The following is a 20,040-nucleotide window of genomic DNA, read 5'->3' on the forward strand; positions in this document are numbered from 1 at the left end:
GTTGCGCAATGGGTTCCTAGACAGCTCCCACCACACCGGAGGTCTTCGCCATGTTCAAGACCTAACCAGTGTCAACAACGCTCGTGATCAATACAGCTAGGCCGCCTTCGGATCTTGCCGGGCCCGCAAGATCCGAAAGAGACGGCCTGGGCCCGCCCCCCGGCCGCATAGCCTGTACCCGGTGAAGCGCAGATCTCACATCCCCGACGCGCCCCTGCCCCAGGTCTCCGGCATCGACCCGGTCCGCATGCGGCTGCCCCCCGACCCGGACGGGACCTGGCCGGACCTCGGCTCCTACCTCACGGCACGCTACGCGGGCACGCGCGGCGAGGAGTCCATGGCCCGCCTGCTGCAGGACGGCCGGGTGCTGGGCGTCGGCGGCCGGGTGCTGCGGCCGCAGGACCCGTACGAGCCGGGCGGTTTCCTGTGGTTCCACCGGGACATGCCGCCCGAGCCCGTGGTGCCCTTCCCCATCGGGGTCGTCTACCGCGACGAGCACCTGCTGGTGGCCGACAAACCGCATTTCCTGGCCACCACCCCGCGCGGCAGCCACGTCTTCCAGACGGCCCTGGCCCGGCTCCGGGTGGAGCTCGGCCTGCCCGCGCTGAGCCCCGCGCACCGCCTCGACCGGATGACCGCCGGGCTGGTGCTGTTCAGCATCCGCCCCGAGGACCGGGGCGCGTACCAGCTGATGTTCCAGGAGCGGCGGATCCGCAAGGAGTACGAGGCGCTCGCGCCCCACGACCCGGCGGTGGAGTTCCCCCGGACCCTGCGCAGCCACATCGAGAAGGTGCGGGGCGTGATGGCGGCGACGGAGGTCCCGGGCGCCGAGACCAACGCCGAGACCTTGGCCGAACTCCTCGCGGTCCGGGGGGACACCGGCCGCTACCGGCTGACCCCGCACACCGGGCGCACCCACCAGCTGCGGGTGCACATGAACAGCCTGGGCCTGCCGATCCTGGGCGACCCGGTCTATCCGGTGGTCCGCGACCCGGCGCCCGACGACTACCGGCGTCCGCTCCAGCTCCTGGCCCGCACCCTGGAGTTCACCGATCCGGTCACCGGCATCGCGCACCGGATCGAGAGCGGCCGCACCCTGCGGGCCTGGGATGACCGCCCGGGCTGGGAAGAGGCATCCGGGGACGACGCCTAGGACGGGGCAGGCCCAGGCCCTAGCGGCCGGCGTCCGCGATCCGCAGCGCCGCGTCGGCGGTGGCCTCCGCGAAGGCTGCCACCGGGCGTGCCGGATCGGAGCGGTGGATCAGCATCACGCCTTCGATGAGGCCGAAGACGAGGTCGTTGCGGAGCACCAATCCGGCCCGGTCACCGGCGAGTTCGGTTCCGGCACGGGTCCCGTCGAGCAACTCCCGGTAGATGTCCTTGAGTTCCTGGCGCATCCGGCGAAAGCGCGCGAAGCGCGCACCGGAGACCTCGGGCAACAGGTAGAGCGCGCCCAGGTTGTACGGCCCACCGCACAGCAGCATCACGTCCGAGCGGCACAGCTCCCAGAGCCGCCGGCCGGCGGGCCGGTCCGTTTCCAGGACCAGTCGGCGGGCCAGCTCCAGGGAGGGCGCGACCGTGGACTCCAGGAGTTCGGCGAGGAGTTCCTCTTTGCCGCCGAAGTAGTGGTACATCGTGGCCTGGCGCATTCCGGCCCGTTCGGCCACCGTCCGCGTGGTGGTGGCCGCGTACCCCTTGACCGTGAACAACTCGGCCGCGGCGTAGAGGAGTTCCTCGCGCGGCGGCCGCCCGCTCGCGGGTCTCAGCTGATCGGCGCGTGGCCGACCGACCCGTCTCGGCCCATCGTCCGTTCCACCAGTCATGGCCCGATTTTCCCACAGGACACGTCGAAGTGATCATGGCAAGAGATGAGATCCGGCCATGACCACTTCTGGAGGAACCTCCAAATCCGGTTACCCCACCGAGCTGTAGGCCACCACACCGCGCAGCAGCGCGTCCACCGCCTTGCGGGCGTTGCGGGCCACCGTGCTGCCGCCCTCCGAGGAAGGCGGAGCGGAGGAAGAGGGCGCCGCGGCGGCCACCTGCCCCAGCACGTCGATGACCTGCTTGCACCAGCGCACGAAGTCACCGGCCGGCATCTCCGCCTCGCGCAGCACCTCGTCCAGGCTCTTGTCGGAGGCCCACTGGTACACCGCCCACGCGAAGCCGAGGTCCGGCTCGCGCTGGCCCACGCCCTCCGCCTGGTTGATGCCGTGCTCCTCCTCCAGCGCGTCGAGCCGGCCCCAGATGTGGACCATCTCGCCGAGCGCGGCCTTCGCCGCGCCCCCCGGCACCTTCGGCGCGACCGCGTCGTCGGACTGCCGCGCCTCGAAGACCAGCGCCGAGACGCAGGCGGCCAGTTCGGCCGGGCTCAGGCCCTCCCAGATGCCGGCCCGCAGGCATTCCGAAGCCAGCAGGTCGAGCTCGCCGTAGAGCCGGGCGAGCCGACGTCCGTGCGGGGTCACCTCGTCCTCGCGCAGGTAGTCCAGGTCCGTCAGCAGCGCGTGGATCCGGTCGAAGGTGCGGGCGATGGTGTTCGTCCGGCCCTCGATGCGCTGCTCCAGCTGCCGCGTGTCCCGCTGCAGCCGGTGGTGGCGCTCCGCCCAGCGGGCGTGGTCCTCGCGCTCGTCGCAGCCGTGGCACGGGTGCGCCCGCAGGGCGGTGCGCAGCCGCGTGATCTCCCGGTCGTCGGCCGCCGCGGCCCGGCCGCGCGCGTGCCGCTCCACCGTGAGGTGCCCGGCCTTGGACCGCAGCTGGGACGCCAGGTCCCGACGGGACTGCGGGGAGCGGGCGTTGAACGTCTTGGGGATCCGCATCCGCTCGATGGCCTCGACGGGGACCGGGAAGTCGATCCCGGCGAGCCGCTTGACCTGCCGCTCCACGGTGAGCACCAGCGGGCGCGGGCCCTCGGTGTACTCGTGCCCGCGGTGCCCGTTGGACCGCCCGGCCGGAACCCCCGGGTCCAGCACCAGGGCAAGACCTGCGAACTTGCCCGTCGGCACGTGGATGATGTCGCCCGGCTTGAGCTTCTCCAGCGACGCGGCGGCCTGCGCCCGCCGCTGGGCCGCCCCCTGCTTGGCCAGGTCGTTCTCGCGGTCCTTCAGGTCGCGGCGCAGCCGCGCGTACTCCTCGAAGTCACCGAGGTGGCAGGTCATGCCCTCCCGGTACCCGTCCAGGCCCTCCTCGTTGCGCTGCACCTGCCGGGAGATCCCGACGACCGAGCGGTCGGCCTGGAACTGGGCGAAGGAGGTCTCCAGCAGCTCGCGCGAGCGGTGCCGCCCGAACTGCTGGACCAGGTTGACGGCCATGTTGTACGAGGGCTTGAAGCTGGAACGCAGCGGGTACGTACGGGTACCCGCGAGCCCGGCCAGACCCGCCGGGTCCATGCCCCGCTGCCACAGGACCACCGCGTGGCCCTCGACGTCGATGCCGCGCCGCCCGGCCCGGCCCGTGAGCTGCGTGTACTCGCCGGGAGTGATGTCGGCGTGCTGTTCGCCGTTCCACTTGACGAGCTTCTCCAGGATGACCGTGCGCGCCGGCATGTTGATGCCCAGCGCCAGGGTCTCGGTGGCGAAGACCGCCTTGACCAGTCCCCGTACGAACAGCTCCTCGACGACCTCCTTGAAGGTGGGCAGCATGCCCGCGTGGTGCGCGGCGATGCCCCGCTCCAGGCCTTCGAGCCACTCGTAGTACCCCAGGACGTGCAGGTCCTCGGTGGGGATCGAGGCGGTCCGCTCCTCGACGATCTCGCGCACCTTCAGCCGCGCGGTGTCGTCGTTGAGCCGCAGCCCCGCGTACAGGCACTGCTGGACGGCGGCCTCGCAGCCGGCCCGGCTGAAGATGAAGTTGATGGCGGGCAGCAGCCCGTCGCCGTCGAGCCGGGCGATGACCTCGGGACGCGAGGGGGTCCAGATCCGGCCGCGCGAGCGCCGCTCGCGCTCGCGGTCGGCCTCGCGGACCATCTTCCCGCGCCGCCGGTCCTTCGGGTTGTACCGGCTGCTGTTCTCCTCGCGGGCCATCCGCAGCAGGTCGGGGTTGACCTCGCGGCGCGCGGAGCCGCGGCCGCCGTGGTCGGACCCCTCCTCGAAGAGGTCGTAGATCCGCCGGCCGGCCATGACGTGCTGCCACAGCGGTACGGGCCGCTCCTCGGAGACGATCACCTGGGTGTCGCCGCGCACGGTGTCGAGCCAGTCGCCGAACTCCTCGGCGTTGGAGACGGTGGCGGAGAGCGAGACCAGGGTCACCGACTCGGGGAGGTGGATGATCACTTCCTCCCAGACGGCTCCGCGGAACCGGTCGGAGAGGTAGTGCACCTCGTCCATCACCACGTAACCCAGACCGACCAACGCCTGCGAGCCCGCGTACAGCATGTTGCGGAGCACCTCGGTGGTCATGACGACCACCGGAGCGTCGGAGTTGACGCTGTTGTCGCCGGTGAGCAGGCCGACCTTGTCGGCGCCGTAGCGCTTGGCGAGGTCGGCGTACTTCTGGTTCGACAGGGCCTTGATGGGCGTGGTGTAGAAGCACTTGCGGCCCTGCTGGAGGGCCAGGTGCACGGCGAACTCGCCGACGATCGTCTTGCCCGAGCCGGTCGGGGCGGCGACGAGGACGCCCTTGCCGGCCTCCAATGCCTTGCAGGCCTCGATCTGGTAGGGATCCAGGTCGAATTCGTACATCTCACGGAAAGGCGCCAGGGCCGAGGCCTCTTCGGCGGCGCGGATCCGGGCAGCGGCGTACCGCTCGGCGGGAGAAAGTTCTTCGGTCATCTTGTCATCGAGCCTACCCGCCGCCCCTGACAACAGTCGCGATCTTTTGCGCGGGCCGGGACGCCCTACGCCAGGAGCCGCAGGGCCGCCGGGACACAACTCGCGCTCACCGGGAGCGGACCCAGCCGCTCGCCGTCCGCGTAGGCCGTGATGCCGTCCGCCTCCAGGGTCACCTTCGCGGCCCGGTGGACGGTGACCTTCGGATGGTCGAGGTGGGTGCCCTTGTAGACCCGCGGGAAGACCTTCAGCAGGGTGGTGCGGCTGCAGTCGCCGACGACCACGACGTCGAACAGCCCGTCGTCGGGGACCGCGTCCGCGCAGATGCGCATGCCGCCGCCGTAGGAGGAGCCGTTGCCGACGGCCACCAGCGCGGCCTCGGTCTCCAGGACCGGGCCGCCGTCCAGGGTGATCCGGTACGGGAAGGGCCGGAAGGCGGCCAGTTCCAGAACCATCGCCAGGTCGTACGTGAACCGGCCGAGCGGCAGCCGCATCCGGTTGCCCCGGTCGTTGACCCGCGAGTCGAAGCCGGAGCACAGCACGGTCCCGTACCAGGTGCCTCCACCGGCCCCGCCGGCTCCGCCGCCTCCGCCGTCCCCGGCCCCGCCCCCGACCACCCGGCCGAGGTCGATCTCCCGGAACCGGCCCTCCTTGAGCGCCTCGGCGGCCAGCCGGCCCGCCCGCGCCGGTTCCCGTACGGGCAGTCCCATCGCGCGCGCGAAATCGTTCCCGGTGCCCACCGCGACCACCCCGAGCGGCACCAGCGTCCCCGCGAGCGCCTGCAGCGCGAGGGACACCACCCCGTCACCGCCGACCGCGATCACCGCTCCGGTGCCCTCGCGCACCGCGGTGCGCAGCCGGGCCAGGGCGTCGGGGGCATCGGTGCCGACCACGGTTCGCACCGAGAAACCGGCCTCGCGAAGCGCGGAAGCGGCCGGCTGCGCGGCGTGCGCGGCCCGGCCGCTTCCGGCGGTGGGATTGACGAAGAGGGTGATCTCAGCACTCACCCGCGGCGGGGGCACCTCCCAGCGTAGCTGGGGGCGTACCCGCCGGGACGGACCCGCGTCGATCAGGTGGCGTCGTCGTAGCCGTTGATCCGCTGGCGTCCGCCGTCGGCCTGCTCGGGCAGCGCGCCCGGGGCCGCCACGGCCTCGACCGCGCCCACCTCCGCCGGGGTCAGGTCCACCGCGGAGGCCTCGTCGTCGTCGAGGCCCGCGTCGGGGTTGTTCCGTGCCCGCCTGCGGTCGTTGAGGTAGCAGAACAGGAGCGCGACGAAGTACAGGGCGACGATCGGCATGGCCAGCGCCAGCATCGTCAGCGGGTCACCGGTGGGCGTCGCGAACGCGGCGAACAGCGTGATGCCCAGCACCATGGCCCGCCACCAGCTCGCGAGCCGCTTCGCGCTCAGCACCCCGGTGACGTTGAGCAGGATCAGCAGCAGCGGCAGCTCGAAGGCCAGGCCGAAGACGACGACCATGCGCGTGACCAGGTCGAGGTAGTCGTCGACCGGCAGCAGGTTGCTCGCGTTGTCGGGAGTGAACTCCAGCAGGATCACCGCGGTCTGCGGCAGCACGTTGTACGCGAGGACCGCGCCGGCACCGAACAGCGGAGCGCCGACCGCCACGAAGGCCACGGCGTACTTCTTCTCGTTGTTGTGCAGACCCGGGGCCACGAAGGCCCACAGCTGGTACAGCCACACCGGGGCGGAGAGCACGAGACCGGCGGTCAGCGAGACCTTCAGGGCGATGGAGAACGGCGCGATGAGGCCGTTGACCGTCATCGCGGCGCAGGGATTCCCGTTGCGCTGCGCGACCACGCCGTTGGCACAGCCGACGGAGTCCAGGATCGGCTTCATCATGAAGTCGATCAGGTCCTTGTAGAAGAACGCGGCCACGATGGTGACCACGAGGACCCCGAGGACCGCCTTCATCAGCCGGTTTCTCAGCTCACGCAGGTGCTCGACAAGAGGCATCCGCCCTTCGGCGTCCTTTGCCTTCTGGTCCTGCTTCTCCTGCTTGCGGGCAGACTTGAGCAACCCACGTCCCTTGTCTCGTTGCAGTTGACTGGTGCGAGCGCGGCCGCCGGAGCGGCCGCCGTCAGCCCTGCTTGGTGTGGTTGGGCTCGTTCACCGGGCGCGCGCTGGTGACGTCACCGGGCGAGGCCTGGATCGTGCGCGGGGCCGCGGCCTGCTGCTGGGGCGCCGGGTCGGCGACGGAAGCGGCGGTGGCGGCGTCCTCGGCCTCCCCCTCCTTCTTCATCGCCTTCGCCTCGCTCTTGAGGATGCGGGCGGACTTGCCGAGCGAGCGGGCCATGTCGGGAAGCTTCTTGGCACCGAACAGCAGGAAGATCACGGCGACGATCAGGAGGATTTCGAGGGGCTTCAGGTTGCCGATCATGTGTGTCTTCCTTCTCACCGAAACGGCTGGTTGTGGTAGTCAAGACGGCTCGGACCGAGATCGGCGAGCCGTTCTGACATGGATCGTAACCCCCGGGGGTTAACGCCAGGCAATCCCCCGGGGCATCACCGCTTGCGTGGTCAGACAGTACGACGGTTGCCCGACGATGGCTATGGCCGCACGGAGCGCCCGGCCCTGGCCAGGCCCGTAGCGGCCCGCTCCAGATCCGCGGAGGCCTCCGCGATCCGGCGCCCGGCGTCCGCGACCTGGACGGAGAGCCTGCGCACCTCCACGAAGACCCGGACGGCGAGCACGGCGAGGACGGCGACCCCGAGGAAGCCCAGAGCGATTGCGAACATCGGCCACAGCATGCGACGAGCCTAGGCCACCCACCGGCTCACACGCTGCGCAGGGTGCTCACGCCGCCACCGGTCAGCAGTTCCACGATGCGCTCGCCGGCCGGTTTGCGGACCGGCGCCCCGCACTCGGGACAGGTGAAGGAGTAGAAGGTCGTACGACGGCTGCCGCCGATGGCCAGGCGCAGGGCGCCCGCGTCCAGCTCGAAGCGGGCCCGGCAGTCGGGACAGGACGCCTTGAACGCGACCGACATCGCGCGGATCCCCCCTCGGCCCTTCAGCCCTGTTCCCCTGTGCCGCTCCCGACCGCCACGTCCGTGGCCGCCCCGTCCGTGGCCGCCCCCTCCGTGGCCGCCACGTCCTGCTCGACTGCCTGGCCCTCGTACGCGGCGAGCGCCTCCCGGGCCGCCCGGCGGGCGCTGTCCGCCAGCTCCACCGGGGCCACGATCCGCCCCTCGCGGCCCAGCCGCAGCGCCAGGCGCCGCAGGGAGCCGGGGTCGGGGGTACGCAAGGTGATCCGCAGACCTCCCTCGGGCAGCTCCTCGGCACTGTCGTGCGGGTAGTACTCGGCCACCCAGCGCCCGCCCGGACCCACCTCGACCACGACCTCCGGGTCCTCGGCGGCCGGCTGGACCAGCCCCTCGGACAGATCACGGGGCTCGATGGCGGGCGGATCGGCCCGCTCGTCGAGCAGCCGGATCTCGGCCACCCGGTCCAGACGGAAGGTGCGCCGGGCCTCGGAGAGGTGGCACCACCCCTCCATATAGGTGTGCCCGACGGCGAACAGCCGGATCGGGTCGACCTTGCGCTCGGTGAGCTCGTCGCGCGCGGGCGAGTAGTAGCGCAGCCACAGCCGGCGCTGCTCGGCGATGGCCCGGTCCACGTCGGCGAAGACCCCGCCCTCGGACTCGAAGGTCACCGAGAGCCGGGAACTGGCCCCGGCCACCTCGCCCGCGGCCGCCTCCAGCTTCGCGGTGGCCCGCAGCAGTGCCTGGCGGTCCCCTTCGCGCAGCCCCGGCAGCGTGGCCACGGCCCGGGCCGCCACCAGCAGCGCCGTCGCCTCGTCGGCGGCCAGCCGCAGCGGCTCGGCGGTGGACTCCCCCGACGCGTCGGGGTTGCGCCACCAGATGCGCTCCCCGTCGGTGTCGATGTCGAGCAGGTCACCGCCCCGGAAGCTGGTCCCGCACATGGGCAGCACGTCGAGGTCCGAGATCAGCTCGTCCTCGGTGATCCCGAAGGCCCGGGCCACGTCCGCGACGTGCGCACCCGGGCGCTCGCGCAGGTACGTCACCAGGGACAGCATCCGGCGCGTCTGGTCGATGGCGTTGGCAGCCATGCTGGTACGTCTCCCCCTCAGGGCGTTGCTCACTGATCTTGCCCGGTCCACCCGGCCTACCCTGTCCACCCGGCCCGACCGCTCCCGCGCGGCTCCGCGCGGCCCGCCGACAGGCCGGCCCTAACCCTTGGCCACGGCCCGCAGCCGGTCCACCACGTCGGCCCGCAGGTCGGCCGGCTCCAGCACCACGACATCGGGGCCGAACTCCACCAGCCAGGCGTCCAGCCCGTGCCCGTACGGGATCTCCAGCTCGTCCCAGCCCTCGCCGCCGGCCCCCTCGCGGACCGCCGCGGCCTTGGCCCGCAGCGGATAGCCCGCCCCCGCCCGCAGCCGGATCAGCGCGGAACGCTCCGCGCTCTCCCCGGCCCACCGCGCCACGGTCTCCCGTACGGTCACCACGTCCGGGACCTCGGCGGTGTACTTGGCGGCGCGCGAGCGGACCTTGCCCGTGATCCGGGAGAGCCGGAACACCCGCTCCGCCCCGCGGTCGCGGTCGAAGCCCGCCAGGTACCAGTGGCCGCGCCAGCACTCCAGGGCCCACGGCTCGACCTGACGGGTCTCGGGGCGGGCGGCGGTGGACTTGCGGTAGTCGAAGACGACCGGGCGGCGGTCGCGGCAGGCGAGCATCAGCGGCTCGAAGGCCGCCTCGTGCACCGGGATCCGCGGTTCGATCGCACTGTGCTGGCCCTCGTACGGATCCGAGGCCTCCGGCATGCCGCCGGCGCGCAGCTTCTGCAGGGCGCCGCTGGCCGCCCCGGCGAGCCGGGCCTGCTGCCACACCTTGGCGGCGAGCCCCAGGGCCGCGGCCTCCTCGGCGTCCAGCGCCACGGGCGGCAGCCGGTTGGAATCGCGGCGGGCCAGGTAGCCCGTGTCGCCCTCCAGGTTCTCGACGGTCTCGATGACCAGCCCGAGCTCCCGCAGATCATCCTTGTCCCGCTCGAACATGCGGTTGAAGGACTCGTCGTTCCCGGCTTCCATGTAGGCCTCGATGGAACCGCGCAGTTCCCGCTTGCTGAGCGGCCGGCGCGTCCCCAGCAGACACAGCGCCAGATTCATCAGCCGCTCGGCCTTGGCAATCGCCATCGACGCCCATCCGCCCTTCCAGACCTTCGAGTCGTGTCCCCGGTACACCCTCGTGACCGCTGACCGTACCGCCCCGACGGTCCTGGGCAAAAGCGAGGGCCCCTGCCTTCAAGACAGGGGCCCCGCACACTTCACAGCGTCACTTCACAGCGTCACTTCACGACGGACCGATCAGGCGCCCATCAGGTCGCACACGAAGATCAGCGTCTCGCCCGGCTTGATGGCACCGCCGGCGCCACGCTCGCCGTAGGCGAGGTGGGCCGGGATGACCAGCTTGCGGCGGCCGCCGACCTTCATGCCCTGGATGCCGGTGTCCCAGCCGGAGATGACCTGGCCGATGCCGAGCTGGAACTGCAGCGGCGCGCCGCGGCCCCAGGAGGCGTCGAACTCCTCACCGGTCGAGTAGGCCACGCCCACGTAGTGGACGGAGACCCGGGAACCGGCCTTGGCCTCGGCGCCCTCGCCCTCCCAGATGTCCTCGATCACGAGGTCCGCCGGGACCGGGAAATCGGGGAAGTCGATCTCGGGCTTCTCGAGCTTGTCGCTCACGGAACTGCTCCTCAAAAACTTACGAACAGGGGGACAACCTGGACAGTCTTACACCACGGTGAGGATGTCGAGGCTGAAGACCAGGGTCGACTTGGCCGGGATGGCGCCCTGCTCCTTGTCACCGAAACCCTGGTCCGGCGGGATGACCAGCAGAATGCGGCTGCCGGCCTTCTTGCCGACGATCCCGTCCTTCAGACCCTTGACCTGGAGCTCCGCGAGCGGCCACGTCACCGTCGTGTCGGTGCCGTACGTGCTCTCGAACGTCTTGTCGTCCTTCCACGTCTTGCCGTTGAACTTGACGACGACGCTGTCGGTGTCCTTCACGACCGCGCCGTCGCCCTCCAGGACATAGTTCGACACGAGCTTCGCCGGCGGCGTGGCGTCCTTCGGGACGGCCACGGAGACTTCCTTGCCGTCCGTGTTCGTACCGACCTTCGGCAGGGCGGCGTCCGTCTGCGGGACCTCCTTGCCCTTGGCCGAAACCGGGACGGACGTGCCCTTGACGATGTCCACGACGAAGACCAGCGTGGCGTTCGGCTTGATCTTGTCGCCCGAGCCCTGGTCGCCGTAACCGAGGTCCGGCGGAATCACGAGCTCCAGGCGGCTGCCGACCTTCTTGCCCTCGAGGCCCTGGTCCCAGCCCTTGATGACCTGGCCCGCACCGATGGTCACGTCGAACGGCTTGCCCTTGCCGAAGCTCTGGTCGAACGGCTCCGTGCCGTCCCACACCTGGCCGAGGTAGTTGACCTGGGCGATGTCGCCCTTCTTCAGCGCCGGGCCGTCACCCTCGCTGACGGTCACCACCTTCAGTTCCTTCGGCGGGGTGCCCTTGCCCTTCGACAGGGTGGGGGTCTCCCCGAACTTGGCGCCCTTCGTGATCGCGGGCGCCCCGTTCTTCATCTCGGCGGAATCGGAGCCGCTGTCGCCACAGGCCGCTGTCGACAGCAGCAGAAGGGGTACGACAAGCAGGCCGGCAAGTCGGCGCACGTGTTCCTCAGATCTCAGACGGCACATAGGTCGTCGCCACTCTAAGGCGTGGACAGGGCCCCGTACGAGATCCGTACGAGGCCCTGGCCAAGATCAGTGCTATGTCACACGACGCCACGCGGCGCCCTGCAAACCCCTCACATCCCCGCGATCAGCTTCTCCACCCGGTCGTCCACCGACCGGAACGGGTCCTTGCACAGCACCGTGCGCTGCGCCTGATCGTTCAGCTTCAGATGCACCCAGTCGACCGTGAAGTCCCGCCGCTGCTCCTGCGCACGACGGATGAAGTCACCCCGCAACCTCGCCCTGGTCGTCTGCGGAGGCACCGACTTGCCCTCGAAGATCTTGAGGTCGTTGCAGATCCGCGCCGCCTGCCCCTTGCGCTCCAGCAGGTAGTACAGCCCGCGCCTGCGGTGGATGTCGTGATACGCGAGGTCTATCTGAGCCACCCGCGGATTCGACATCGTCATGTTGTGCTTCGCCCGGTACCGCTCGATCAGCTGGTACTTCATCACCCAGTCGATCTCGGTCCCGATCCGGTCCAGGTCCTCCGCGTCGATCGCGTCCAGCGTCCGGCCCCACAGCTCCAGCACCTGGTCCACGACACCCGTACGGATGCCCCGGCGCTCCGCGAAGTCCACCGCCTTGTCGTAGTACTCCCGCTGGATCTCCAGCGCGGAAGCCTCCCGGCCGCTCGCCAGGCGCACCTTGCGCTGACCCGTGATGTCGTGACTGACCTCGCGGATCGCCCGGATCGGGTTCTCCAGCGTCAGGTCCCGCATCACCGTGCCCGCCTCGATCATGCGCAGCACCAGATCGGTCGCCCCGACCTTCAGCAGCATGGTCGTCTCGGACATGTTCGAGTCGCCCACGATCACGTGCAGACGCCGGTAGCGCTCCGCGTCCGCGTGCGGCTCGTCCCGCGTGTTGATGATCGGCCGCGAACGCGTCGTGGCGGAACTGACGCCCTCCCAGATGTGCTCGGCCCGCTGACTCACGCAGTAGACCGCACCCCGGGGCGTCTGCAGCACCTTGCCCGCACCACAGATCAGCTGCCGCGTGACGAGGAACGGGATCAGAATGTCCGCGAGCCGGGAGAATTCCCCGTGCCGGGCCACCAGGTAGTTCTCATGGCAGCCGTACGAGTTTCCCGCCGAGTCGGTGTTGTTCTTGAACAGATAGACGTCGCCCGCGATTCCCTCCTCGTGCAGGCGGCGTTCGGCGTCGACGAGCAGGCCCTCGAGAATGCGCTCGCCGGCCTTGTCGTGGGTGACCAGTTCGATCAGGTTGTCGCATTCGGGAGTTGCATACTCCGGATGCGAACCCACGTCGAGGTAGAGGCGGGCGCCGTTCCGCAGGAAGACATTGCTACTGCGGCCCCATGACACAACACGGCGGAAGAGGTAGCGCGCCACTTCGTCAGGAGACAGTCGGCGCTGTCCCCTGAACGTGCACGTGACGCCGTACTCGTTCTCCAGCCCGAAAATGCGGCGGTCCATGACTGAACATTACGCCTTCTGCTCTGTTCTGAAACCGAGTTCGCAGGCGCCGTTTCGATCATTTTCCCCAGCGACCACCCCGGAGCCCGCCCGCCGACCCGCCTAAGACCCCGTCACGGAGGCCTCCGCAGAGCCCTCCAACGGCCCCGCCGCACCCTCCTCCGCCTGCCCCGCCACCGAGCCCGGCACGGAACCCGCCACCGCACGACTCGCACCCGGCCGCGCCAGCACCCGCTGAGTCACCGTCAACACCAGCAGCGCCGCGAAGCCGGCCACGCTCGCCACCGCGAAACCCGCCGCCGTACCCCCGGCCTCCACCGAAGGACCCGCCGCCGCCGTACCGATCGCCGCACCCACCCCGAAGAACGTCACCAGCCACGAGAACGCCTCCGTCACCGTGCCCGCCGGAGCATGCCGGTCCACCACGATGAACGCACACGCCAGAGCCGGAGCCAGGAACACCCCCGCCAGCGCCGCGAACCCCGTCATCGCCACCACACCCGGCACCAGCATCAACGGCAGGTAACACACCGCCAGCAACGCCACCAGCAAGCACAGACGCCGCTCCGGCGCACCCGCCCACTGCCGCGCCCCGTACAGCACACCGCCGAACAGCGCGCCCAGACCCAGCGCCGCCATCAGCCAGCCGTACACCGCCTGACCCCCGTGCTCGTCCGCGTACGCCACACCCGCCACCGTGATCGACCCCAGCGCCGTCCCCACGAAGAAGAACGCCCCCAGCAACGCCAGCAGACCCGGCGAACGCAGCGCCCCCAGCCAGTGCGCCTCCCGCGGCTCCGAACGCCACGTACGCGAAGGCTCCGACACCACGACCGACAGCGCCCCCAGCACCCCGATCCCGTTCAGCACCAGCAACGCCACCGCCGGATCCCACAGCGCCACGCACAGCGTCACCAGCAGCGGCCCCACCGTGAACATGACCTCCTGGGCCACCGCGTCCATCGCGTACGCCGCGTGGACCCGCTCCTCCTTGCCGCCCAGCACGCTCGGCCACAGCGCCCGCAGCCCGCCCTCCAACGGCGGCGTGAACAGCCCCGCGACCACCACCGCCCCGTACGCCACCGCCACCGAACCGGTACCGGCCAACGCCAGCCACACCATGCCCAGCGCCGACACCACCGCCGCCGGCAACTGCACCCGCGGCTGCCCGAACAGATCCACCGCCCGACCCAGCAACGGCTGCCCCACCGCGTTCGACACCCCGTACGCGGCCGCCAGCGCACCCGCCAGGCTGTAACTGCCACCCTCCGCGCGGGTGAACAACACGATGGCGATCGGCCCCGTCCCGTTCGGCAGCCGGCCTATGAGCGTGCCCACCAGCAGCCTCGCGGCATGCCGGGTCCTGAGCAGCTCCGCGTAACCCGCGGCCATGTCCGCCCCCTCTTCCGCCCGGACCCAGCCCGGAACAACCCAAGTAATACGTATAACGTGACCGGTCATACGTACCATGACCACAGTCGGACGGTCCACCCACCCGACCCCCACACCCCCCGTGACCTCGCACTACAGGAGCACCGTGTGACGAGACCCACCAGCCGCGACGTGGCCACCGCCGCCGGGGTCTCCCAGGCCACCGTCTCCCTCGTCCTCGGCGACAAATGGCGCGGCCGCGTCTCCGAACGCACCGCCGACCTGGTCCGCGAGGCAGCCACGACCCTCGGCTACCGCCCCAACCTCGCCGCCCGCAACCTCCGCCTCGGCTCCACCCGCACCGCCCTCCTCGTCGTCCCCGCCCTCACCAACGAATTCTTCGCCCGCGTCTACACCGGCGCCGCCCGCATCGCCGCCGAACACGGCTTCGGCGTCGTCCTCTACCCCTCCCCCGACGGCACCGGCCCCGCCCGCAACCCCTTCGCCTCCGCCCGCGCCGCCCTCGACGGAGTCATCGCCTCCTCCATGGCCGCCGACGCCCTCCACGCCCTCGGCGGCGACGCACTCCCCCTCGTCATGCTCGACAGCGACCCCACCGCCGACACCGCCCACGCCCACGTCAACCTCGCCATCGCCGACGGCATGCGCCAAACCGCCGAACACCTCCTCACCCACGGACACCACCGCTTCCTCCACCTCGCCTCCGCCATCGACTCCTGGACCTTCACCGTCCGCGCGAACGCCCTGGCCGCCCTCCTGCCGCCCCCCGCCGAGCTGCGCACCGTACGGGCCCACCTCAGCGTGGAAGCCGCCCGTACGGCCATGGAGACCGCCCTGGACACCCCCGCGGACCGCCGCCCCACCGCCGTCGTCTGCGACGACGACATCCTCGCCGCCGGCGCCTGCAAAGCCGCCCGCCGCCTCGGCCTGCGCATCCCCGAGGACCTCTCCGTCACCGGCTTCGACGACCTCGCCCTCGCCACCGCCGTCGAACCGGAACTCACCACCGTCCACCTCCCCGCCGAACGCGTCGGCGAACAGGGCATGACCGCCCTCCTCGCCGTCCTCGAAGGCACCCCCTGGACCCCCGTCGACATCCCGGTCCACCTCGTCGTCCGCGACTCCACGGGACCCGCGCCCAGCGCCTGAACACCCGGGAACGCGAAAGCGCCCCCGACCCGAAGGCCAGGGGCGCTCACACACCACTTTTTTCGACTACTCGGCTTCCTCTTCAGGAGTCTCGTCGTTCGAGACGGCATCCGCCTGAGCCGCTGCCGGAACGTCCGCCTCCAGCAGCCGCGACAGCTGCCGGCCACGGATCCGCTTGAACTTGCGCTGCTGGGCCCGCGTACGGTCCAGCACCGCCACCTCCAGCCGCTCCGCCGGAATCGACTTGTCCGTACCGTTCGCCTGGCTCGACAGCGCCTGCACCGCCAGCTTCAGCGCCTCGGACAGGGTCATCCCGTCCTGGTGCCGCTGATCGAGGTAGGTGCTGATCTGCTCGGCGTTGCCACCTACGGCGACCGACCCGTGCTCGTCGACGATCGACCCGTCGTGCGGCAGCCGGTAGATCTGGTCACCAGCCGCCGTCGCACCGACCTCGGCCACGACCAGCTCCACCTCGTACGGCTTCTCACCCGCACTCGAGAAGATCGTGCCGAGCGTCTGCGCGTAGACGTTCGCCAGCCCACGGGCCGTCACATCGTCACGGTCGTAGGTGTATCCACGCAGATCGGCGTACCGCACACCGCCGATGCGCAGGTTCTCGTACTCGTTGTACTTGCCGGCGGCCGCGAAGCCGATCCGGTCGTAGATCTCGCTGAACTTGTGCAGCGCGCGGGACGGGTTCTCACCGACGAACACGATGCCGTCGGCGTACTGGATGACAACGAGGCTCCGACCGCGGGCGATGCCCTTGCGGGCGTATTCCGCCCGGTCGGCCATGGCCTGCTGGGGTGACACATAGAACGGAGTCGACACCGGCTTTCCGTCCCTTTCTTCTGGACGACGAGGAGGTCAGAGGTCAGAGCAGGGCGGCGCGCGGACCGTCGGGCTGCTCCAGCCGACGGTTCGTGATCTTGCGGGCCAGCTCCGAGGACTCCTCGTCGGTCAGCCTGCGGAATCCCTCGTCGGTCATGACGGTGACGATGGGGTAGATGTGGCGGTAGAGGTCCGGACCGCCGGTGGCCGAGTCGTCGTCGGCGGCGTCGTACAACGCCTGCACGACGAGCGTCGTGGCCTCCTCCTCCGTCAGCTTGGAGTGGTACAGCTTCTTCATCGAGCCGCGGGCGAAGATCGAGCCCGACCCGGTCGCGGCGTACCCGTGCTCCTCGGAGCGGCCGCCGGTCACGTCGTAGGAGAAGATCCGCCCCCTCTCCTTGGCCTCGTCGTACCCCGCGAAGAGCGGGACCACGGCCAGGCCCTGCATCGCCATCCCGAGGTTGCTCCGGATCATGGTCGAGAGGCGGTTGGCCTTACCTTCGAGACTGAGGGTCGCCCCCTCCACCTTCTCGAAGTGCTCCAGCTCCAGCTGGAACAGCTTCACCATCTCCACGGCGAGACCGGCGGTGCCGGCGATGCCGACGGCGGAGTACTCGTCCGCCGGGAACACCTTCTCGATGTCCCGCTGCGCGATCATGTTCCCCATGGTCGCCCGCCGGTCACCGGCGAGGACGACCCCGCCGGGGAAGGTGGCGGCCACGATGGTCGTCCCGTGCGGCGCCTCGATGACCCCGTCGGGCAGCTTCCGGTTGCCCGGGAGCATCTCGGGCTGGTGAGCCCCGAGGAAGTCCATGAAGGACGACGACCCCGGCGTCAGGAAGGCTGCCGGTAGACGCCCTGTGCTACGAGTGTTGGGTTCCACAGGTTTCCTTCCACGTAAGCGGCTGCACGCCTCAAGACGTCCGGCCGATCCTTGAGTTGCCCGATTCCTGCGTTGCAGCCGAAGCAAAGTACGCCTCGGACCTTACCCGTCTGATGATCGTGATCAACATGCTCCGCCGGAGCCTCTTGGCAGATCACGCAAACCCCGCCCTGGGCGGCGATCATCTCGTCACGCTCGGCCTCGGTGAGGCCGTAGGCCCGTTTGAGATGGCCGGCCCGACCGAGGACGGCACGGCAGGTCTTGCAGCGAGTAGACAGCCCGTCAGAAGCACTTGCGTTCTTGTGCCATTCACTGTGCGGCTTGACCACACCGCACAGTCGACAGAGCTTGTGCCCGGCCGGCACTTCCACGTGCTCCTTGACGACCTTGCCTTTGGCTGCCTGGCGGCGCCGATAATGCTCGGCACCGTACGCCGCCACACACTCACGACATCTGGGCTGAAGCCCGTCGCTCCGGTTGCGATCCGAGGCGAATCCGCTCAGTGGTATGTCACGGGCACACCCGCGGCACCACTTCGTTCCATGGGACATGGAGCACACACTGGCGGATTCACCTTAGATTCGAAGGCTATTCGCCGCCTTTTTGTACGAAGCTCCGAACGAAATCCTCTGCGTTTTCTTCGAGTACATCGTCAATCTCGTCAAGTACCGAGTCGACGTCGTCGGAGAGCTTTTCCTGTCGCTCCTTGAGGTCGGTCGATTCTTCGACCGCGGCCTCCTCGACCTCCTCGGTCGAGCGCTGCGCCTTCTGCTGTCCGCCGCCGGTGTCCTTGGTCGCCATGTCTAGCTCACCCCGCTCGGTTCGCACGCTCACGTGAAAGACCCCGCGAATTCGGGATCCCTCAAGATCAGACTCTACGTCGGACCCTACAAGGAGGGTCCGACATCCGTCCCGGTACTTTCATAACGTCCGGATGTCTTCATGATTCCCGGGGCCGGGGCCTTTCAGCCCCATCCCCGGGGACCGGAAAGGGCTTAGCGCCCCGACAGCACCCGCACCAGGTCCTCCGCCGTCCGACAGCGGTCCAGGAGCTCCTTCACGTGGGCACGGGTGCCCCGCAGGGGTTCCAGGGTCGGGACCCGCTGGAGGGAGTCATGGCCCGGCAGGTCGAAGATCACCGAGTCCCACGAGGCCGCCGCCACGTCGTCCGCGTACTGCTCCAGGCACCGCCCCCGGAAGTACGCCCGGGTGTCCTCCGGCGGCTTGCTCTGCGCCCGCTCCACCGCCGGCTCCTCCAGCAGCCGCTTCATCTTGCCGCGGGCCACCAGGCGGTTGTACAGCCCCTTCTCGGGCCGTACGTCCGCGTACTGGAGGTCCACCAGGTGGAGTCGGGCCGCGTCCCATTCGAGGCCGTCCCGGCGCCGGTAGCCCTCGAGGATCTCCCGCTTCGCGATCCAGTCGAGCTCTCCCGACAGGCTCATCGGGTCGGTTTCCAGCCGGCCCAGTACGTCCTCCCAGCGGGCCAGCACATCCTTGGTCTGCTCGTCCGCGTCGGAGCCGAAACGCTCCTCCACGTACTTCCTGGCCAGCTCGTAGTACTCCATCTGGAGCTGTACGGCGGTCAGCGTCCGCCCGCTGCGCAGCGTGATCAGGTGCTGCAGGTCGGGGTCGTGGGAGACCTGGTGGAGGGTGCGTACGGGCTGGTCCACGGCGAGGTCGACGTTGATGTAGCCGTCTTCGATCATGGACAGGACCAGTGCGGTGGTGCCGAGCTTGAGGTAGGTGGAGATCTCGGAGAGGTTGGCGTCGCCGATGATCACGTGGAGCCGGCGGTACTTCTCGGCGTCCGAGTGCGGCTCGTCCCGGGTGTTGATGATGGGGCGCTTGAGGGTGGTCTCGAGGCCGACCTCGACTTCGAAGTAGTCGGCGCGCTGGCTGATCTGGAAGCCGTGTTCGCGGCCGTCCTGGCCGATGCCGACGCGGCCGGCGCCGGTGAAGACGAGGCGGGAGACGAAGAAGGGGGTGAGGTGGCGCACGATGTCGGAGAAGGGGGTTTCCCGCTTCATCAGGTAGTTCTCGTGCGTGCCGTAGGAGGCGCCCTTGTTGTCGGTGTTGTTCTTGTAGAGGTGGATGGGCTGGGCCCCGGGGAGCTGGGCGGCCCTGACGGCGGCCTCGGCCATGATCCGCTCGCCGGCCTTGTCCCAGAGGACGGCGTCGAGCGGGTTGGTGATCTCCGGGGAGCTGTACTCGGGGTGTGCGTGGTCCACGTAGAGGCGTGCGCCGTTGGTGAGGATGACATTGGCGAGGCCGATGTCCTCGTCGGTGAGCTGGCTGTTGTCGGCGGCCTCGCGGGCGAGGTCGAAGCCGCGGGCGTCCCGCAGCGGGTTCTCTTCCTCGAAGTCCCAGCGGGCGCGTCGCGCCCGGTGCATCGCCGCCGCGTAGGCGTTGACGATCTGGGACGAGGTGAGCATGGCATTGGCGTTCGGGTGCCCCGGGACGGAGATCCCGTACTCCGTCTCGATACCCATTACTCGCCGTACGGTCATGCGGCCCTCCTTGCCCGGCGGCGCTCCCGTTCGGGAGCGGCGCTCAAGTACCGCTTGTGCTCCGGTGCGTCGTGTGCGGTGCCCGTCCCCGCACTGCGCGACCTGCGGTATGGAAGAGCCTAGAACCACTCCGCGCTGGTGGGGAGATCATTTCAGTCATTGACTTTGCCCTGTCACCGGCTGAAAAGAGCAGTCGGTAAAGCAGTCGGCTGCGGGGGGGAGCGCCGGGGGACCACAACCGAAAAACCTTCTTAAGGGGGCCGACCCACGCTGGCCAACCAAGAGACTGAGAGTCCGGGGTTCTACCCC

20 protein-coding genes are annotated in these 20,040 nt (G+C 69.9%); 2 read left to right on the forward strand and 18 right to left on the reverse strand.

The window, feature by feature from the left end:
• The first annotated feature begins 181 nt into the window (after nucleotides 1–181).
• Nucleotides 182–1,153, forward strand: a complete 972-nt coding sequence (locus ACFWBW_RS17945) for an RluA family pseudouridine synthase (protein WP_385373484.1) — start codon at nucleotides 182–184, stop codon at nucleotides 1,151–1,153.
• A gap of 19 nt (nucleotides 1,154–1,172) precedes the next feature.
• On the opposite strand, the gene ACFWBW_RS17950 is transcribed toward ACFWBW_RS17945, so the two are convergent.
• From ACFWBW_RS17950 to ACFWBW_RS18010, 13 genes are all read right to left on the reverse strand, one after another.
• Nucleotides 1,173–1,823 (reverse strand): helix-turn-helix domain-containing protein, encoded by a 651-nt coding sequence (locus ACFWBW_RS17950; RefSeq protein ID WP_385373486.1) that lies wholly within the window; start codon nucleotides 1,821–1,823, stop codon nucleotides 1,173–1,175.
• 90 nt (nucleotides 1,824–1,913) lie between these two features.
• Nucleotides 1,914–4,766, reverse strand: coding sequence for a DEAD/DEAH box helicase (locus ACFWBW_RS17955; RefSeq protein WP_385373488.1), 2,853 nt, complete (start codon nucleotides 4,764–4,766; stop codon nucleotides 1,914–1,916).
• Between the two features lie 65 nt (nucleotides 4,767–4,831).
• A complete protein-coding gene (locus ACFWBW_RS17960; RefSeq protein ID WP_385373490.1) occupies nucleotides 4,832–5,770 on the reverse strand; it encodes a diacylglycerol kinase in 939 nt (312 codons plus the stop codon).
• Between the two features lie 62 nt (nucleotides 5,771–5,832).
• Entirely contained in the window at nucleotides 5,833–6,798 is a 966-nt protein-coding gene (gene tatC / locus ACFWBW_RS17965) for a twin-arginine translocase subunit TatC (RefSeq protein ID WP_385373492.1), read from the reverse strand.
• Nucleotides 6,799–6,859: 61 nt separating this feature from the next.
• Nucleotides 6,860–7,159: a Sec-independent protein translocase subunit TatA gene (gene tatA / locus ACFWBW_RS17970; protein WP_385373494.1), complete on the reverse strand. Its 300-nt coding sequence runs from the start codon at nucleotides 7,157–7,159 to the stop codon at nucleotides 6,860–6,862.
• Between the two features lie 170 nt (nucleotides 7,160–7,329).
• Nucleotides 7,330–7,530: a hypothetical protein gene (locus ACFWBW_RS17975; protein ID WP_266910160.1), complete on the reverse strand. Its 201-nt coding sequence runs from the start codon at nucleotides 7,528–7,530 to the stop codon at nucleotides 7,330–7,332.
• Nucleotides 7,531–7,556: 26 nt separating this feature from the next.
• Nucleotides 7,557–7,769, reverse strand: a complete 213-nt coding sequence (locus ACFWBW_RS17980) for a hypothetical protein (protein ID WP_356507732.1) — start codon at nucleotides 7,767–7,769, stop codon at nucleotides 7,557–7,559.
• A 23-nt stretch (nucleotides 7,770–7,792) separates the two neighbouring features.
• On the reverse strand, nucleotides 7,793–8,851 hold the full coding sequence (locus tag ACFWBW_RS17985; RefSeq protein ID WP_385373496.1) for a helix-turn-helix transcriptional regulator: 1,059 nt from the start codon (nucleotides 8,849–8,851) through the stop codon (nucleotides 7,793–7,795).
• 120 nt (nucleotides 8,852–8,971) lie between these two features.
• On the reverse strand, nucleotides 8,972–9,934 hold the full coding sequence (locus ACFWBW_RS17990; protein ID WP_385373498.1) for a helix-turn-helix transcriptional regulator: 963 nt from the start codon (nucleotides 9,932–9,934) through the stop codon (nucleotides 8,972–8,974).
• A gap of 171 nt (nucleotides 9,935–10,105) precedes the next feature.
• Nucleotides 10,106–10,483, reverse strand: a complete 378-nt coding sequence (locus ACFWBW_RS17995; protein WP_385373500.1) for an FKBP-type peptidyl-prolyl cis-trans isomerase — start codon at nucleotides 10,481–10,483, stop codon at nucleotides 10,106–10,108.
• A gap of 48 nt (nucleotides 10,484–10,531) precedes the next feature.
• Nucleotides 10,532–11,470 (reverse strand): FKBP-type peptidyl-prolyl cis-trans isomerase, encoded by a 939-nt coding sequence (locus tag ACFWBW_RS18000; protein WP_385373501.1) that lies wholly within the window; start codon nucleotides 11,468–11,470, stop codon nucleotides 10,532–10,534.
• A gap of 137 nt (nucleotides 11,471–11,607) precedes the next feature.
• On the reverse strand, nucleotides 11,608–12,969 hold the full coding sequence (gene pafA, locus ACFWBW_RS18005; protein WP_053678744.1) for a Pup--protein ligase: 1,362 nt from the start codon (nucleotides 12,967–12,969) through the stop codon (nucleotides 11,608–11,610).
• Nucleotides 12,970–13,071: 102 nt separating this feature from the next.
• Nucleotides 13,072–14,361, reverse strand: coding sequence for an MFS transporter (locus tag ACFWBW_RS18010; RefSeq protein WP_385373643.1), 1,290 nt, complete (start codon nucleotides 14,359–14,361; stop codon nucleotides 13,072–13,074).
• 147 nt (nucleotides 14,362–14,508) lie between these two features.
• Here ACFWBW_RS18010 and ACFWBW_RS18015 point away from each other — a divergent pair, with 147 nt between their 5' ends.
• Nucleotides 14,509–15,510 (forward strand): LacI family DNA-binding transcriptional regulator, encoded by a 1,002-nt coding sequence (locus tag ACFWBW_RS18015; protein ID WP_385373503.1) that lies wholly within the window; start codon nucleotides 14,509–14,511, stop codon nucleotides 15,508–15,510.
• A 66-nt stretch (nucleotides 15,511–15,576) separates the two neighbouring features.
• On the opposite strand, the gene prcA is transcribed toward ACFWBW_RS18015, so the two are convergent.
• The 5 genes from prcA to dop all read right to left on the reverse strand — a co-directional run bounded on the left by prcA (nucleotide 15,577) and on the right by dop (nucleotide 19,731).
• The gene (prcA, locus tag ACFWBW_RS18020; protein ID WP_250740361.1) at nucleotides 15,577–16,341 is read right to left on the reverse strand and encodes a proteasome subunit alpha; all 765 of its coding nucleotides are present in this window, start codon (nucleotides 16,339–16,341) and stop codon (nucleotides 15,577–15,579) included.
• Between the two features lie 43 nt (nucleotides 16,342–16,384).
• The gene (gene prcB / locus ACFWBW_RS18025; RefSeq protein WP_243334024.1) at nucleotides 16,385–17,224 is read right to left on the reverse strand and encodes a proteasome subunit beta; all 840 of its coding nucleotides are present in this window, start codon (nucleotides 17,222–17,224) and stop codon (nucleotides 16,385–16,387) included.
• On the reverse strand, nucleotides 17,176–17,775 hold the full coding sequence (locus tag ACFWBW_RS18030) for an endonuclease VII domain-containing protein (RefSeq protein ID WP_385373506.1): 600 nt from the start codon (nucleotides 17,773–17,775) through the stop codon (nucleotides 17,176–17,178). Before ACFWBW_RS18030 ends, prcB begins: the two co-directional genes overlap by 49 nt.
• A 37-nt stretch (nucleotides 17,776–17,812) precedes the next feature.
• The gene (locus tag ACFWBW_RS18035) at nucleotides 17,813–18,025 is read right to left on the reverse strand and encodes a ubiquitin-like protein Pup (RefSeq protein ID WP_030294332.1); all 213 of its coding nucleotides are present in this window, start codon (nucleotides 18,023–18,025) and stop codon (nucleotides 17,813–17,815) included.
• Nucleotides 18,026–18,219: 194 nt separating this feature from the next.
• A complete protein-coding gene (dop, locus tag ACFWBW_RS18040) occupies nucleotides 18,220–19,731 on the reverse strand; it encodes a depupylase/deamidase Dop (RefSeq protein WP_385373508.1) in 1,512 nt (503 codons plus the stop codon).
• Nucleotides 19,732–20,040 lie beyond the last annotated feature (309 nt).

This window comes from Streptomyces sp. NPDC059957 (genome assembly GCF_042730015.1).
Lineage (GTDB): Bacteria > Actinomycetota > Actinomycetes > Streptomycetales > Streptomycetaceae > Streptomyces.